Origin of the sequence: Mesorhizobium sp. LCM 4576 (assembly GCF_001854815.1) — a bacterium.
In the GTDB taxonomy this organism is placed as follows: Bacteria; Pseudomonadota; Alphaproteobacteria; order Rhizobiales; family Rhizobiaceae; genus Mesorhizobium; species Mesorhizobium plurifarium.
The window spans coordinates 532,910-546,319 of record NZ_MDDT01000024.1 but is presented as its reverse complement, the minus strand read 5'-3'; the positions used below and the strand labels follow the sequence as shown (position 1 = coordinate 546,319).

The 13,410-nt window shown below is 64.8% G+C and carries 15 protein-coding genes; 11 read left to right on the top strand and 4 right to left on the bottom strand.

Translation table 11 applies throughout. From position 1 onward, the window contains the following. Positions 1-20: 20 nt before the first annotated feature. The 7 genes from flhA to LCM4576_RS15580 all read left to right on the top strand — a co-directional run bounded on the left by flhA (position 21) and on the right by LCM4576_RS15580 (position 5,345). Complete coding sequence (flhA, locus tag LCM4576_RS15610; protein ID WP_071032974.1) at positions 21-2,108, top strand: flagellar biosynthesis protein FlhA; 2,088 nt, start codon at positions 21-23, stop codon at positions 2,106-2,108. Continuing rightward, on the top strand, positions 2,105-2,857 hold the full coding sequence (fliR, locus tag LCM4576_RS15605; protein WP_040990013.1) for a flagellar biosynthetic protein FliR: 753 nt from the start codon (positions 2,105-2,107) through the stop codon (positions 2,855-2,857). The genes flhA and fliR overlap by 4 nt, the downstream gene beginning before the upstream one ends. 2 nt (positions 2,858-2,859) lie before the next feature. Further along, positions 2,860-3,246: a hypothetical protein gene (locus LCM4576_RS15600; RefSeq protein WP_071032972.1), complete on the top strand. Its 387-nt coding sequence runs from the start codon at positions 2,860-2,862 to the stop codon at positions 3,244-3,246. A gap of 100 nt (positions 3,247-3,346) precedes the next feature. Further along, positions 3,347-3,886, top strand: a complete 540-nt coding sequence (locus tag LCM4576_RS15595; RefSeq protein WP_083361406.1) for a rod-binding protein — start codon at positions 3,347-3,349, stop codon at positions 3,884-3,886. A gap of 8 nt (positions 3,887-3,894) precedes the next feature. After that, positions 3,895-4,314, top strand: coding sequence for a hypothetical protein (locus tag LCM4576_RS15590; protein ID WP_071032968.1), 420 nt, complete (start codon positions 3,895-3,897; stop codon positions 4,312-4,314). A 31-nt stretch (positions 4,315-4,345) separates the two neighbouring features. Continuing rightward, complete coding sequence (locus LCM4576_RS15585) at positions 4,346-4,876, top strand: hypothetical protein (protein ID WP_041012660.1); 531 nt, start codon at positions 4,346-4,348, stop codon at positions 4,874-4,876. A gap of 184 nt (positions 4,877-5,060) precedes the next feature. Beyond that, a complete protein-coding gene (locus tag LCM4576_RS15580; protein ID WP_040990022.1) occupies positions 5,061-5,345 on the top strand; it encodes an SCP2 sterol-binding domain-containing protein in 285 nt (94 codons plus the stop codon). 60 nt (positions 5,346-5,405) lie between these two features. Here LCM4576_RS15580 and LCM4576_RS15575 read toward each other — a convergent pair whose 3' ends face one another. Next, positions 5,406-5,930 (bottom strand): GNAT family N-acetyltransferase, encoded by a 525-nt coding sequence (locus tag LCM4576_RS15575; protein WP_071033164.1) that lies wholly within the window; start codon positions 5,928-5,930, stop codon positions 5,406-5,408. A 343-nt stretch (positions 5,931-6,273) separates the two neighbouring features. After that, on the bottom strand, positions 6,274-7,407 hold the full coding sequence (odc2, locus tag LCM4576_RS15570) for an ornithine/lysine decarboxylase (protein WP_040990024.1): 1,134 nt from the start codon (positions 7,405-7,407) through the stop codon (positions 6,274-6,276). A 541-nt stretch (positions 7,408-7,948) separates the two neighbouring features. On the opposite strand from odc2, the gene LCM4576_RS15565 reads away from it, so the two are divergent. From LCM4576_RS15565 to LCM4576_RS15550, 4 genes are all read left to right on the top strand, one after another. After that, on the top strand, positions 7,949-9,145 hold the full coding sequence (locus LCM4576_RS15565; RefSeq protein WP_071032966.1) for an amidase: 1,197 nt from the start codon (positions 7,949-7,951) through the stop codon (positions 9,143-9,145). Positions 9,146-9,147: 2 nt separating this feature from the next. Next, on the top strand, positions 9,148-10,047 hold the full coding sequence (locus tag LCM4576_RS15560; protein WP_071032964.1) for a LysR family transcriptional regulator: 900 nt from the start codon (positions 9,148-9,150) through the stop codon (positions 10,045-10,047). Between the two features lie 178 nt (positions 10,048-10,225). Next, positions 10,226-10,894: a DUF1007 family protein gene (locus LCM4576_RS15555; RefSeq protein ID WP_040990029.1), complete on the top strand. Its 669-nt coding sequence runs from the start codon at positions 10,226-10,228 to the stop codon at positions 10,892-10,894. Positions 10,895-11,051: 157 nt separating this feature from the next. Then, positions 11,052-12,182 carry a nickel/cobalt transporter gene (locus LCM4576_RS15550; RefSeq protein ID WP_071032962.1) on the top strand — a complete coding sequence of 377 codons (1,131 nt, stop codon included), beginning with the start codon at positions 11,052-11,054 and terminating at the stop codon, positions 12,180-12,182. Between the two features lie 6 nt (positions 12,183-12,188). Here the strand turns inward: LCM4576_RS15550 and denD are convergent, their stop codons facing one another. Together denD and LCM4576_RS15540 are read right to left on the bottom strand one after the other, a co-directional pair. Beyond that, positions 12,189-13,163, bottom strand: coding sequence for a D-erythronate dehydrogenase (gene denD / locus LCM4576_RS15545; RefSeq protein ID WP_071032960.1), 975 nt, complete (start codon positions 13,161-13,163; stop codon positions 12,189-12,191). A gap of 2 nt (positions 13,164-13,165) precedes the next feature. Further along, the gene (locus tag LCM4576_RS15540) at positions 13,166-13,372 is read right to left on the bottom strand and encodes a hypothetical protein (RefSeq protein WP_040990031.1); all 207 of its coding nucleotides are present in this window, start codon (positions 13,370-13,372) and stop codon (positions 13,166-13,168) included. Positions 13,373-13,410 lie beyond the last annotated feature (38 nt).

Sequence of the window (13,410 nt, the reverse complement as noted above, 5' to 3'; positions counted from 1 at the left end):
GGTCTTGATTTGGGGACGACATGGCGATCAGCGAAACACTCCCGTCCGGCCTGGTGGCGAAGAACGGCCGCGACGTCTTTTTCGCGCTGGGCATCGTCGTCATCCTGGCGGTGCTGTTCCTGCCGATCCCGGCATTCCTCATCGATATCGGCCTCGCTTTCTCGATCGCGCTTTCGGTGCTGATCCTGATGGTGGCGCTRTGGATCCAGCGGCCGCTCGATTTCTCGTCCTTCCCGACAGTGCTGCTGATCGCAACCATGCTGCGGCTATCGCTCAACATCGCCACCACGCGCATGATCCTGTCGCATGGCAATGAGGGCACGCATGCCGCCGGCTATGTCATCTCCGGCTTCTCCAAGCTGGTGATGTCGAGCGACTTCGTCATCGGCCTCATCGTCTTCATGATCCTGATCGTGGTGAACTTCATCGTCATCACCAAGGGCGCCACCCGTATCGCCGAAGTCGGCGCGCGCTTCACCCTCGACGCCATCCCCGGCAAGCAGATGTCGATCGACGCCGACCTTTCCGCCGGCATGATCGACGAGAAGACGGCGCAGTTGCGTCGCCGCGAGCTGGAAGAGGAATCCTCCTTCTTCGGCTCGATGGACGGCGCCTCGAAATTCGTGCGCGGCGACGCCATCGCCGGCCTCATCATCACGGCCATCAACATCGTCGGCGGCATCGCCATCGGCTATCTGCGCCACGGCATGGGCCTTGGCCAGGCGGCCGACGTCTTCATCAAGCTGTCGGTCGGCGACGGCCTCGTCACCCAGATCCCGGCCCTCATCGTTTCGCTCGCCGCCGGCATGCTCGTCTCCAAGGGCGGCACGCGCGGCTCGGCCAACCAGGCGGTGTTCGGGCAGCTCGGCGCGCACCCGCGCGCGCTCTATGTCGCGGCCTCGCTGCTGGTCATCCTCGGCCTGATGCCCGGCCTGCCGCTGTTCCCCTTCTTCGCGCTCGCCGGCGGCATGGCCGGCCTCGGCTACATCATCCCGCTGCGCCAAAGCCGCGAGCGCGCTGCCGCCGAGGCCCTGAAGACGCAGGAGAAGGCCAACAAGGTCGAGGAGGAGAAGAACTCGGTCAAGGCCTCGCTGGTCACCGCGGAGATCGAGCTGCTGATCGGCAAGCAGCTTTCGACCAGGCTGATGGTGGCGCATCAGGAGCTGGTGTTCCGCATGTCGAAGATGCGCAAAAAATTCGCCCAGCAATACGGCTTCGTCGTGCCGGAGGTGCGCGTCGCCGACGACTTCGCCATTCCGCCGAAAAGCTACCAGATCAAGGTGCACGGCACGGTCGTCGCCGAATACCAGATGCGCGTCGGCGAGATCATGGTGCTGCTCGGCACGCGCGGCGTGCCGGAGATCCCCGGCGAGGAAATCCGCGAGCCGGCTTTCGGCATGCGCGCCTATTCGGTGCTCGAAACCTTCGCCGAGGATCTGAAGCGCGAGAACTTCACCTTCGCCGACAACATGTCGGTGCTGCTCACGCATCTCTCCGAGGTGATCCGCAACAATCTGCCGCAGCTCCTGTCCTACAAGGACATGAAGGCGCTCCTCGAACGGCTCGACCCCGAATACCGCAAGCTCGCCGACGAGATCTRCACCTCGCACATCTCCTACCCCGGCCTGCAGGCCGTGCTGAAGCTGCTGCTCGCCGAGCGCGTCTCGATCCGCAACCTGCATCTGATCATCGAGGCCATCGCCGAGATCGCGCCGCATGTGCGCCGCACAGAGCAGATCGTCGAGCATGTCCGCATCCGGATGGCGCAGCAGATCTGCGGCGACCTTTCCGAAGGCGGCATGCTCAAGGTGCTGCGCCTGGGCAACCGTTGGGACCTCGCCTTCCACCAGAGCCTCAAGCGCGACGCCAAAGGCGAGGTGCGCGAGTTCGACATCGATCCGCGCCAGCTCGAGGAATTCGGCCAGGACGCCACAAAGGCGATCCGCAAGCATCTCGAGGCCGGCGAGYGCTTCGTGCTCGTCACCGCGCCCGACGCGCGTCCCTATGTGCGCATGATCATCGAGCGGCTGTTCACGACGCTTCCCGTTCTCAGCCATGTCGAGATCGCCAAGGGCGTCGAGATCAAGGTGCTCGGAACGATCTCGTGAACGCGCTCTCGCAAGGCGTCGTCATCGCCGCCTTCCTCGCCTTCTGCCGCATCGGCGCCTGCTTCATGCTGATGCCGGGCCTGTCCAGCGCCCGTGTGCCGATCCAGATCCGGCTGTTCGTCTCGGTGGCCGCGACCGGCGGTCTGCTCGCCTTCCTGTGGGACCGCATCTACCCCTTCGTCGATCCGCGTCCGCAGGTGCTCGCGCCGATGATCGTCTCCGAGCTGCTGGTCGGCGGGCTGATCGGGGCCATGACCAGGCTCTACATGGAGGCGCTGCGCTTCATGGGCTCGGCCATTGCCATGCTGATCGGCTATGGCGGCTCGGGCGGCCCGGCGATCGAGGAGCCCGAGCCGCAGGCGGCGCTTGCCGCCATCATCTCGTTCTCGGCGCTGCTTCTGCTTTTCGTCTTCGATTTCGACCACGAGATCGTCAAGGCGCTCGTCGCCTCCTACCAGGTCGCCCCGGTCAACGTGTTCTTCAACCCGCAGGCGGCCCTCGTCGACGTCACCGACACCGTGTCGGACGCCTTCTTCCTGGTCATCCGGCTCGGCAGCCCGTTCGTCGCCTATGCCATCCTGGTCAATCTGACGATCGGCTTCGTCAACAAGCTGACGCCGCAAATCCCGGTCTATTTCATCTCGCTGCCCTTCGTCATCGCCGGCGGCATGATCATCTTCTATTTCGCCGTCGGCACGCTGCTGTCGCTGTTCGTCGACGGCTTCGTCGACCTCACGCTGGCGCGGTAGCCATGACCACGCGCAAAGACCGCCTGAAGAAGCTGGTCAAGGTCCAGGAGCAGTTGAAAGCGCTGCACGAGACCCGCCATGCAGGCTTCCTCGCCGCAGCCGTCAAGGCCGAAGCGGAGGCCAAGGAGTTGATCGAGCGCTTCGACACCGATAAATCGCTCGCCGGCCTCTTTCCCGCGCTCTACCACAAGCGCATCACCGACGCGCTCGGCCGGCAGCAACAGAACCTCGAAAATGCGCGCCAGGAAGCCGCGCTGATCGCCACCGCGACGGCGCGCACCAACATGATCGAGCGCGCCTACAAGGATGTTCGCCGCCGCGACGAGCGCGAGCGCTCCGACCGCGAGCGGCTCGACCTGATCACGCAAAAGCGAACTTCCGACGGCTAACCTTCGCAAGCCTGCCACAAGCTTGTTCAGTCATTGTGCGGATAACAAAACCGGCAAAAGGCGGACTTTCTTGGCCATTTCCCCACCCAGCGACATCGTCATGGACGTTGCCCGCGCAGCGGAGCCGGCCGATGTCGAGRCCGCGCGGGCGGCGCTCCTCAGGCGCGCGGGTAGTGCGCCTGGCGCTTTCTCCCTCGATCCATCCGCAACGGTCGATGCCGGTTCCGTGCTCTCGCGCGCCACGGCCGACAAGGCGGAAGCCGCTAACCCCGCGAAGAAGTTCCAGCGCTTCGAGGCGATGGTGCTGACGACCTTCATCCAGAACATGATGCCCAAGGACACCGAGGGCGTTTACGGCAAGGGCCTGGCCGGCGACATGTGGAAGTCGCAGCTTGCCGAAAAGGTGGCCGATGTCATGGCCGCGCATGGCGGCATCGGCATCGCCCGGTCGATGCTTGCCGACCACTATCTCGACGGCAAGCACAAGGTGCCGGTCGGCCCGGTTGCCGGCGGACCGCAGAAAACCGAGATCGACCAGCAGACCCGGCTTTCGACCTCGATGGTCGAGGAGCTTGAGCRCAAGGCCGCACGGTCGATGACCGGCGACGACACAACCATAAAAACGGACATCAAGATCTAGGGACCTACATGGCCGACCAAACGGACCTTTCCAACCTTCCCGCGCGCACCAACGCAATGGAGGCGCCCGCCGCCGCACGACCCGGCAACCTCGCCGCCATCATCGGYCGCATCGAGGAAGTCGTGGACGAGGAGACCGCTGGTATCCGCAGCGGAACGGCCTATGACCTCAAGGCCTCGAACGCGCGCAAGAGCCGGTACCTCTACGAGCTCAACCGCGCCTTGAAGGGCGCCAATGAGATCGAATTCCTCGAGCAGCATAAGGAAGGCCTGGTGCGGCTGCGCCAGAAGCTGGCGAAGAACGAAGCGGCGATCCTTGCCCATCTCAACGCGGTCAACGAGGTCGCCACGCTTCTGAGGAACGCCATCCAGCGCGCCGATACCGACGGCACCTATTCGGCCGGCGAGTTCGGCATGGCGCGGGCATGATTGAGATGATCGGGGCGCAAGGAAAGACCCGGTGATAAAATTCATCGCCGCCGCGCTGTGGATTTGCGCCGTGACGCTCGGCGCGGTCTTCTATTCCTTCCAGGCTGCAGGCCAGCGCGGCGCGGCCGAACCGCCGAAGCCGATGCTGGGCGGCCTCGACTACGTCAAGACCGACATGATCTCGGTGCCGCTGCTGCGCGACGGCTCGATCGACGGCTATTTCCTCACCAAGCTCGTCTATACGGTGGAACCGGCAGAGATAAAGAAGCTGTCGGTCCCCGCGCAGGCGCTGATGACCGACCAGGTCTATTCCTACCTCTATTCCAACCCGCAGATCGATTTCACCAAGAAGGGATCGATCGATCTCGACGCCTTCCGCAAGTCGATCCGCGACACCATCAACACACGCGTCGGCGTCGAGCTGGTGCACGAGGTGCTGATCGATCAGGTCAACTTCCTCTCCAAGGACGATATCCGCGACAACGCGCTTCGCCGCCGCAGGAATGCCGGCGAAACGGCGGCGGCGATGACCAAGGCGTTCAAGACCGCGCCGGAGCATTGACGGCCTAGCCGTCGGAGACATGGCACAGCTCTCCAAGCGATATGACGCAGGGTGACCGCGTTGACGTTTACGTCAACCCGAAGCTATATGCGCCGTGATGGGCGGCCGCTTAGGCGTGGCGCGCCTACCTCGCCCAGCGGCCAAGCGCCGGTGCGCGTCAACGCAACCAACGAGGAGAACCGCCATGGGCGTTCAGGAGATTGCCGACAAGATCAAGTCGCGCGTGGCCAGCGCCGGCTTTGAGCATTCGGTCAAGTTCGACACCGGCAGCGACGGCGTCATCGTCATCGACGGCGCGACCGTCTCGACCACCGACGCGCCGACCGACTGCACCATCAAGCTCTCGCTCGACGATCTGGATTCGCTGATCGCCGGCGACCTCAACCCGACCATGGCCTTCATGGCCGGCAAGCTGAAGGTCGAAGGCGACATGACGGTCGCCATGGCGCTCAGCCAGCTGCTCGGCTGATCGTTCGCAAAAAACAACGCCGCCCATCGGGCGGCGTTGTTTTTTGTCGAATAGTAGACGTCACGCCACGAAGCCCGGCGCCTGTCCCTTGATCTTGCGGCCGGCGGCCTTGATCGTGCCCTTGGCGCCGGCCAGAGCACCTTCCCTCAGTTCCAGCGCCAGAAGCCGATGCCGCTCATAGGGGCCAGGCATGGCGAGCGCCCCGGTGCGGTCGGCCGAGAAGCCGAACCGCCCGTAATAGGGCGCGTCGCCGACGAGCAGGATCGCGCCGTGGCCGAGCCGCTCGGCCTCGGCGACCGCGTGCCGCATCAGCGCCGAGCCGATGCCGCCGCTCTTCAAGCCCGGCTCGACCGCGAGAGGGCCGAGCAGCAGCGCGGCCGGACCGCCCTCGCCCAGCCTCACATCCCACAGCCGCACCGTGCCGACGACCGCGCCCGAGGCATCGCGGGCGACGAAGGCCAAGCCTTCCGAAGGCCGGCGGCCGCGCCGCAGCTTCTCGGACGGCTTCTTCTTGCGCTTCGGCCCCATGGCACGATCGAGTAGCRCTTCGCGCGCCGCGACGTCGCCAGCGCCTTCRCCAAGGATGACGAAAGCCGGCGCCTGGGCGGCCCCCTCGTCCGGCGCGCTGCGCGAGCCAGCCTGTGCCCTGAGGGCAAGGGAGGGCGCGAACGCATTTTCAGGCGAAGTGGAAACCGGTTCGCCGTAAGAAAATGCGCCAAGAAGCACTGCCGTCGAGCCATTCTCCCCCGCGGAGAAAAGCTCAGCCGACGGTCCGGACGAGGGGGCAATTTCGGTGGCCACCATGGCCGATTTGGTCAGGTATTCCATGTCCGCGATCCTTCACGAGCGGAGATCTGTTCCACAAGCGAGCCCGGGCGGGCGACATCATCGCCCGCGCCGGATGATCTGAGCGGTCCTTGCGAACCGGTCAGATCACGTAGGATCGGAGAGGCTCGAAGCCGTTGAAGGCGACCGCCGAATAGGTGGTCGTGTAGGCGCCGGTGCCTTCGATCAGCACCTCGTCGCCGATGGTCAGCGACAAGGGCAGCGGATAAGGCGTCTTCTCGTACATCACGTCGGCCGAATCGCAGGTCGGGCCGGCGAGCACGCAAGGCGCGGTCTCCGAACCGTCATGGCGGGTGACCAGCGGATAGCGGATCGCCTCGTCCATGGTCTCGGCGAGACCGCCGAACTTGCCGATGTCGAGGAACACCCAGCGCACATTGTCGTTGTCGGCCTTCTTCGAGATCAGCACGACTTCCGACTTGATGACGCCGGCATTGCCGACCATGCCGCGGCCAGGCTCGATGATCGTCTCGGGCAGCGCGTTGCCGAAATGCTTGCGCAGCGCCGAGAAGATCGCCTGGCCGTAGGCCTGCGCCACCGGCACGTCCTTCAGGTAACGGGTCGGGAAACCGCCGCCCATATTGACCATCTTCAAGACGATGCCTTCCTCGGCGAGCGTCGCGAACACCTTCTTGGCGTCGCCCAGCGCGCGGTCCCAGGCCGACAGGTCGGTCTGCTGCGAGCCGACATGGAACGACACGCCATAGGCGTCGAGGCCGAGGCCCCTGGCATGGCGCAGCACGTCGACGGCCATCGCCGGCACGCAGCCGAACTTACGCGACAGCGGCCACTCGGCGCCTTCGCCGTCGGTCAGCACACGGCAGAACACGCGCGAGCCGGGAGCGACACGGGCGATCTTCTCGACCTCCTCGACGCAGTCCACGGCGTAGAGGCGGATGCCGAGCTGGTAGGCGCGTGCGATGTCACGCTCCTTCTTGATGGTGTTGCCGAAGGAAATGCGATCGGCCGGCGCGCCRGCATCCATCGCCATCTCGACCTCGGCAACCGATGCGGTGTCGAAGGACGAGCCCATCGCAGCAAGGAGGCGCAGGATTTCCGGCGCCGGGTTTGCTTTCACCGCATAGTAGATCTTGGAATCGGGCAACGCCTTCTCGAAGGCGCGGAAATTGTCGCGCACGACATCGAGGTCGACGACGAGGCAGGGACCGTTCGGACGTCGGGTGGCGAGGAAGTCAAGGATGCGCTGGGTGGCCATCGGGGTCTCTCCATCACGCCTTTCGGYGCGCACAAGGGTGCGGACGCGAGCTGTCGGCCTCGCGAACACGCGATCAAACAAAGGCGGGACGTCAAATCCATGGAACCAGCCGGTGGAGACCCCGGAACCATGAAATGCCGTCTCGCGGCGATGAACCTTGGCCTTGCCCGGCCTCGGTTCGCTTTGTCTGCCTTGGCTTGGATGGGAGAACCCCGTCCGCACTGCCGGCAATGAAGGTGTGCCTCTTTAGTAACCCCGGTCTTTGGACGACCGGAAGAGAACCAGAAAGGCCCGCACCGTCGTTGCTTCAAGGTGTCCTCGGTCTTGTGGTTGGYCACTGACCGACTGGAGGGGTTGGCTCCAGTTACCTTACCGATTGCCCTCACCATTCGAGGATCGGCGGACACCCACAGGCACGTGCGACTTTGGGCAAGCGCGATATAGGAGCGAAGGGTTTCACAATCAATAAAAATCGTAAGCGCAGGTTGTAAAATTTCTGGCATCGAACAATGTTTGTCGCACCGTATCCGGAAATCGAACGATGCCAGGAACTCAAGGACCGCTGAACGCCTTCCTCGATCTGCGCCAAATGCCTGTGGCGAATGCGGAATTGGGCCCGCTCGCCGGTCTGCGCCTGGCCGTCAAGGACATCTATGACGTCGCGGGTTACCGCACCGGCTGCGGCAATCCGCAGAAATTCGAGGAGGCGCATGCCGCCTCGCGCACGGCCGAAGCGGTGCAGACGATTCTCGATGCCGGCGCGCGATTCGTCGGCAAGACCCAGACCGACGAGCTGGCCTTCTCGCTGTTCGGCCAGAACGCGCATTTCCCCTTCCCGGTCAATCCCGCCGCGCCCGACCGCGTCACCGGCGGTTCGTCCTCCGGCTCGGCTGCCGCGGTCGCCGGCGGACTGGCGAACATCGCCACCGGCTCCGACACCGGCGGCTCGATCCGCGCGCCGGCGAGTTTCTGCGGCCTGATCGGGCTGCGCACCACTCATGGCCGCATCTCGCTCGACGGCGCGATGAAGCTGGCATCGAGCTTCGACACGTTCGGCTGGTTCGCCGACGACATCGAGACCTATGAGGCGGTCGGCAAGCTTTTGCTCGGTCGCGATCCGCAACAGCAYCCGCTCAACCGCCCGCTGTCGATCCGCTGGCTGGACGCCTTCGTGACGGGTCCGGCGGAAGCCGCCGAATATCAGCGCATGAAGGCGCTGGCCGCCGCCGTCATCGGCCAGCCCGCGGAGACCGAATACGCCTTCGCCTCGTTCCCCGACGAGCTTTACTGGTGCTTCCGCCGCTTGCAGGCCTTCGAAGCCTGGCGCGAGCATGGCCCCTGGATCTCGGCCGGCGGCCGCCTCAGTCCGGGGGTCGAGGAGCGTTTCGGCTTCGGCCGCACAATAGATGCCAAAACTGCCGCCACCGAAGCGGCGCGGCGGCTGGCTTTCCGGGCTGAGCTTGGCGCCCTGCTCGGCAACAACGGCTTTCTGGTCCTGCCTACCGTTCCAGGCGCGGCGCCGCTTGCCGCCAGCACGCCCGAACAGTTCCAGGTCTATCGCGAAAGGGCGCTGCATCTTTTGTGCCTTTCCGGGCTTTCGGGCTTTCCGCAGATCACCTTGCCGATCGGCGCGATAGACGGCGCGCCCTTCGGCCTTTCGCTGCTCGGGCCTTCCGGCAGCGACGTTGCCCTGATACGGCTCGGCCGCAGGATTCTCGACGCGGCACGAAAGGTCTGACCATGGATACATTGACCCGCATGCGCGCCTTCATCGACGTGGTCGAAGCGGAAGGCTTTTCGGCCGCGGCGCGCAAGATCGGCCGCTCCAAGGCGCTGTTGTCGAAATATGTGCGCGAGCTGGAGGACGAGCTCGGCGCGCTGCTCTTGAACCGCACCACGCGGCAATTCTCGCTGACCGAAGCCGGCCACACCTATTATCAGCGCGCGTCCGAGATCGTGCGCGAGGTCGACAGCCTCGCCGAGGCGGTGCGCCAGTCTTCCGGCGACGTCCGCGGCAGGATCAAGCTGTCGGYGGCCCGCACCTTCGCCGACGCGCCGATCGGCCAGTCGCTGGTCGACTTCGCCAGGCAGCATCCCGACATCGTGCTCGACATCCATCTCGACGACCGCTTCGTCGACCTTGTCGAGGAAGGCTTCGACCTTGCCGTGCGCATCTCGCGGCTGGAGAACTCCTCGCTGATCGCCCGGCGGCTGGCGCCGTTCTCGGTCAGGCTTTGCGCTTCGCCGGAGCTGATCGCCAAGCATGGCGCGCCGACGCGGCCGCAGGATCTCGCCAACATGCCCTGCATCGTCGACACCAATGGCCGCTCGCTGRCCAACTGGCGCTTCAAGGGCGAAGGCGAGGAATCCATCAGCGTCGCCGTGTCGGGCCCGATCGAGGTCAACAGCCCGATCGTGGCGAGAGCCGCCGCGCTCTCCGGCCTGGGCTTCGCCATGCTGCCGGATTTCATCGCCGCCCCCGACGTCGCGTCCGGCAAGCTGGTCACAGCGCTCGACGACCGCCTCCTGGCCGGCACCGGCATCTTCGCCGTCTACCCGCACCGCCGCTATCTGCCGGCCAAGGTAAGGGTCTTCGTCGACTTCCTGGTGCACTGGTTCAGGACGCGCGACACCGCCTGATGCCTGTCGCCTCGACGCCCGCAGCGGCGCGCATCAAAGTGAAGCTGAGGCATGTCGCCCAAAAGTGCGCAGCGGTTTTGGGCGAACGACATGCATCGAAACCAAGCGCGTCCCAATTTCGCCCGCTTTATGTCAACCCTCGGGCTTGCTCCCGAAGTCAATGGAATCGCGGCACGGAATGCATCTGAAACGGCAAGCAACCATGCTGGCTTCGGCCCTTGCGGCCACATTGGCCTCGGTCGAGCAGGCTGAAGTCCATCCGCATGTCTTCGCCGAAGCCCGGCTCGACGTCATCCTCAGCCAGGATCACCAAAGTGTGACGGCGCTGCGCCACCTTTGGCGCTTCGACGATTTGTTTTCGAGTACAGTGATGATGGAGTTCGACAAGAACTCCGATCTGAAACTTGACGACAAAGAGCTCAAGGAAGTGGCCGACACCGTCCATTCCTCGCTGGCTGAGTTCAACTACTTTCAGCTCGTCACCCAGGACGGCAAGGACGTGCCCATGGTGCCGCCGCCGCATCTGATGGCGAATTTCGACAACGACCAGCTGATCATCCTGTTCGAGTCGCAGCCGAAGACGCCGATCAAGCTCGCCGGCAAGATCGACATCGGCGTCTACGATCCGACCTTCTACACCGCGATCGACTTCACCGACGACGCCAACATGACCGTCGAAGGCCTGCCCTCGACATGCACCAAGAAGGTCATCCGGCCGGATCCGGACGAGGCGATCAAGGAAAACCAGAAGACCCTGACGGACGCGTTCTTCAACGATCCGACAGGCACCGACATGAGCAAGATCTTCGCCACCAAGCTCGAGTTGAACTGCCCGCCGGAAGGATGATTTGGTGATGAGACCCTCTCTGCGCGCAAGCAGGTTCCGCAAAAGTGTCGCACGGTTTTGCGATTGGAACCTGCGACAAGCAAGGGAATCCAGGCGGATATTCGTGGGACATCCCACGAATATCCGCCTGGCTCTCGGCCTCTTGGCAGCCGCCTTGATGGCGACCCATCTGTCGGGCGTGGCCCATGCCCAGAGCTCGCTCGGCATCGGCACCAATGACGGCATGGCGCCGACCACTACGGGTCCGTTCGCCCATATCCTGATGTGGATCAATCTCAGGCAGCAGGAATTCTACCATTCGCTGGCCGCCGCCATGAAGGCGATGCGCCAGGACGGCAGCAAGTTGTGGCTGCTGATCGGCCTGTCCTTCGCCTATGGCATCTTCCACGCCGCCGGCCCCGGCCACGGCAAGGCGGTGATCTCGTCCTACATGGTCGCCAACGAAGTGGCGCTGCGGCGCGRCATCCTGCTTTCCTTCGTCTCGGCGCTGCTGCAKGGCCTGACGGCGGTGGTCGTCATGATGCTTGCCTATTTCGTGCTGYGGGGCACCGCGATCTCGATGACCGACGCGGCCTGGTTCCTGGAAATCTCCAGCTTCGTGCTGGTGACGCTGTTCGGTGCCTGRCTTTTGTGGCGCAAGCTTGGTCCGTCGATCCTGCGCCTGTTCGGCAGGACGCCCGCTTACAGCCTGTCGGCTGCCCATGCGGGCCATTCGCATGCGGGACACGCGCATACCCATTCGCACGCAGGCCATTCCCACGCACATGCGCACGCCGCGCACTCCCTGCACGTGCATGACGATCATGATCATCATGATCATTCGCATGCGCACGCCCATGATCATGGCGCGCATGACCATCACGCCGCGCACGGCCACGCCCATCACGACCATGGCCCGGGCGAAGTCTGCGAGACCTGCGGCCATTCGCACGCGCCGGATCCGGCGATGCTGTCGGGCGACCGCTTCGACTGGAAGACAGCCTGGTCGGCGGTGGCCGCCGTCGGCATCCGCCCCTGCTCCGGCGCGCTGATCGTGCTGAGCTTCGCGTTGCTCAACGGACTGTGGCTAGGCGGGTTGCTGTCGGTGCTGGCGATGTCGATCGGCACCGCGATCACCGTCTCGGCGCTGGCGACGATCGCCGTGACGGCCAAGAACTGGGCGGTCTACTTCGCCGGCGACGGACGCATCGGCAACCGTATCCATTCGATCRTCGAGATCGGCGGGGCCGCCTTCATCTTCCTGGTCGGACTGCTGCTTCTGTCGGCCAGCCTGTCGGGCGGCGTCTGAACTCTATCAGGCGATCTTTCCGTCCAGCTCGTCCTCGATATGGGCAAGGATGATCTCGTCGAAATTCTTCTCGGCGGCAAAGCCTAGTTCCCTCGCCCGCCTCGCCTCGAAGCGCGTCGGCCAGCCTTTGACGATCGCCCATATGGTCTCGTCGGACTGCTCGCGGATCCGCCTCGCCACCTCGGCGCCGGCAATACGCTCCAGCGCCTCGATCTGCTCGCCGACGGTCACGGCGACGCCCGGCATCGTGAGGTTGCGGCGCGGACCGACCTTGTCGCCGTCGATTTCGGCCGCATGGATGAGGAAATTCACCGCCGAGCGCGGGCTGGCATGGGTGTGCAGCACCGAGCGCGGCACCGGCAGGATCGCCTCCTGCCCGGCGAGCGGCTCGCGGATGATGCCGGAGAAGAAGCCCGACGCCGCCTTGTTCGGCTTGCCGGGGCGCACGCAGATCGTCGGCAGGCGAATGCCGATGCCGTCGAAGAAGCCGCGCCGCGTGTAATCGGCGAGCAGCGCTTCGCTCATCTGCTTCTGCGTGCCGTATGAGGTGAGCGGCGTCGGATGGAACTCGTCCGGGATGACGTCCGGGAACGGCGCGCCGAACACGGCGATCGACGAGGTGAAGACAAGGCGCGGCGCGAACGCCGCCAGCCGCACGGCGTCGAACAACGCGCGCGTGCCGTCGAGATTGACGCGGTAGCCCAGATCGAAATTGGCTTCCGCCTCGCCCGACACGATGCCCGCCAGGTGGAAGATCACGTCCGGGCGCGGAGCCACGAGGGCCGCCATGGCGCCGGGCGCGGAAAGATCGCCGGTGTGAATCGAGACATCGACGCCGGCGAGCGCCGGCGTCTGCGGCGCCACGATGTCGTGCAGGTCGAGCGCCGTTATCTTTTGCCCGCGCAGCATGCCGTCCTTGGCGAGCCGCGCGACAAGCTTGCGGCCGACCATGCCGGCCGCGCCCGTGATTAGAATTCTCATCTTCAGAGACCTTTCTTGCGCTGGCTGCGTCCGCGCAGCCACAGGACGACGAACAGCCCGACCATGAAGATCGCGGCGATGGCGGCCGCCAGCACCGTCGACACCTTGCCGGCGGCCAGCATGATGGCCGGCAGGAAATAGGCGGCGAGACCGAACAGCAGCAATATCACCGCCGCGGCGATCGCCGCGTTTTTTGTGTCACGGTCCATCAGCGGGCGGTCCTCATTTCGAGGCTGTTCGGTTTCAT

What these genes read in the sequence shown, in the direction of transcription:
- LCM4576_RS15600 (WP_071032972.1), top strand. Translation starts at nt 2,860, where the DNA reads ATGACCACGCGCAAAGACCGCCTGAAGAAGCTGGTCAAGGTCCAGGAG.
- LCM4576_RS15555 (WP_040990029.1), top strand. Translation starts at nt 10,226, where the DNA reads ATGCATCTGAAACGGCAAGCAACCATGCTGGCTTCGGCCCTTGCGGCC.
- LCM4576_RS15540 (WP_040990031.1), bottom strand. Translation starts at nt 13,372, where the DNA reads ATGGACCGTGACACAAAAAACGCGGCGATCGCCGCGGCGGTGATATTG.
- denD (WP_071032960.1), bottom strand. Translation starts at nt 13,163, where the DNA reads ATGAGAATTCTAATCACGGGCGCGGCCGGCATGGTCGGCCGCAAGCTT.
- LCM4576_RS15580 (WP_040990022.1), top strand. Translation starts at nt 5,061, where the DNA reads ATGGGCGTTCAGGAGATTGCCGACAAGATCAAGTCGCGCGTGGCCAGC.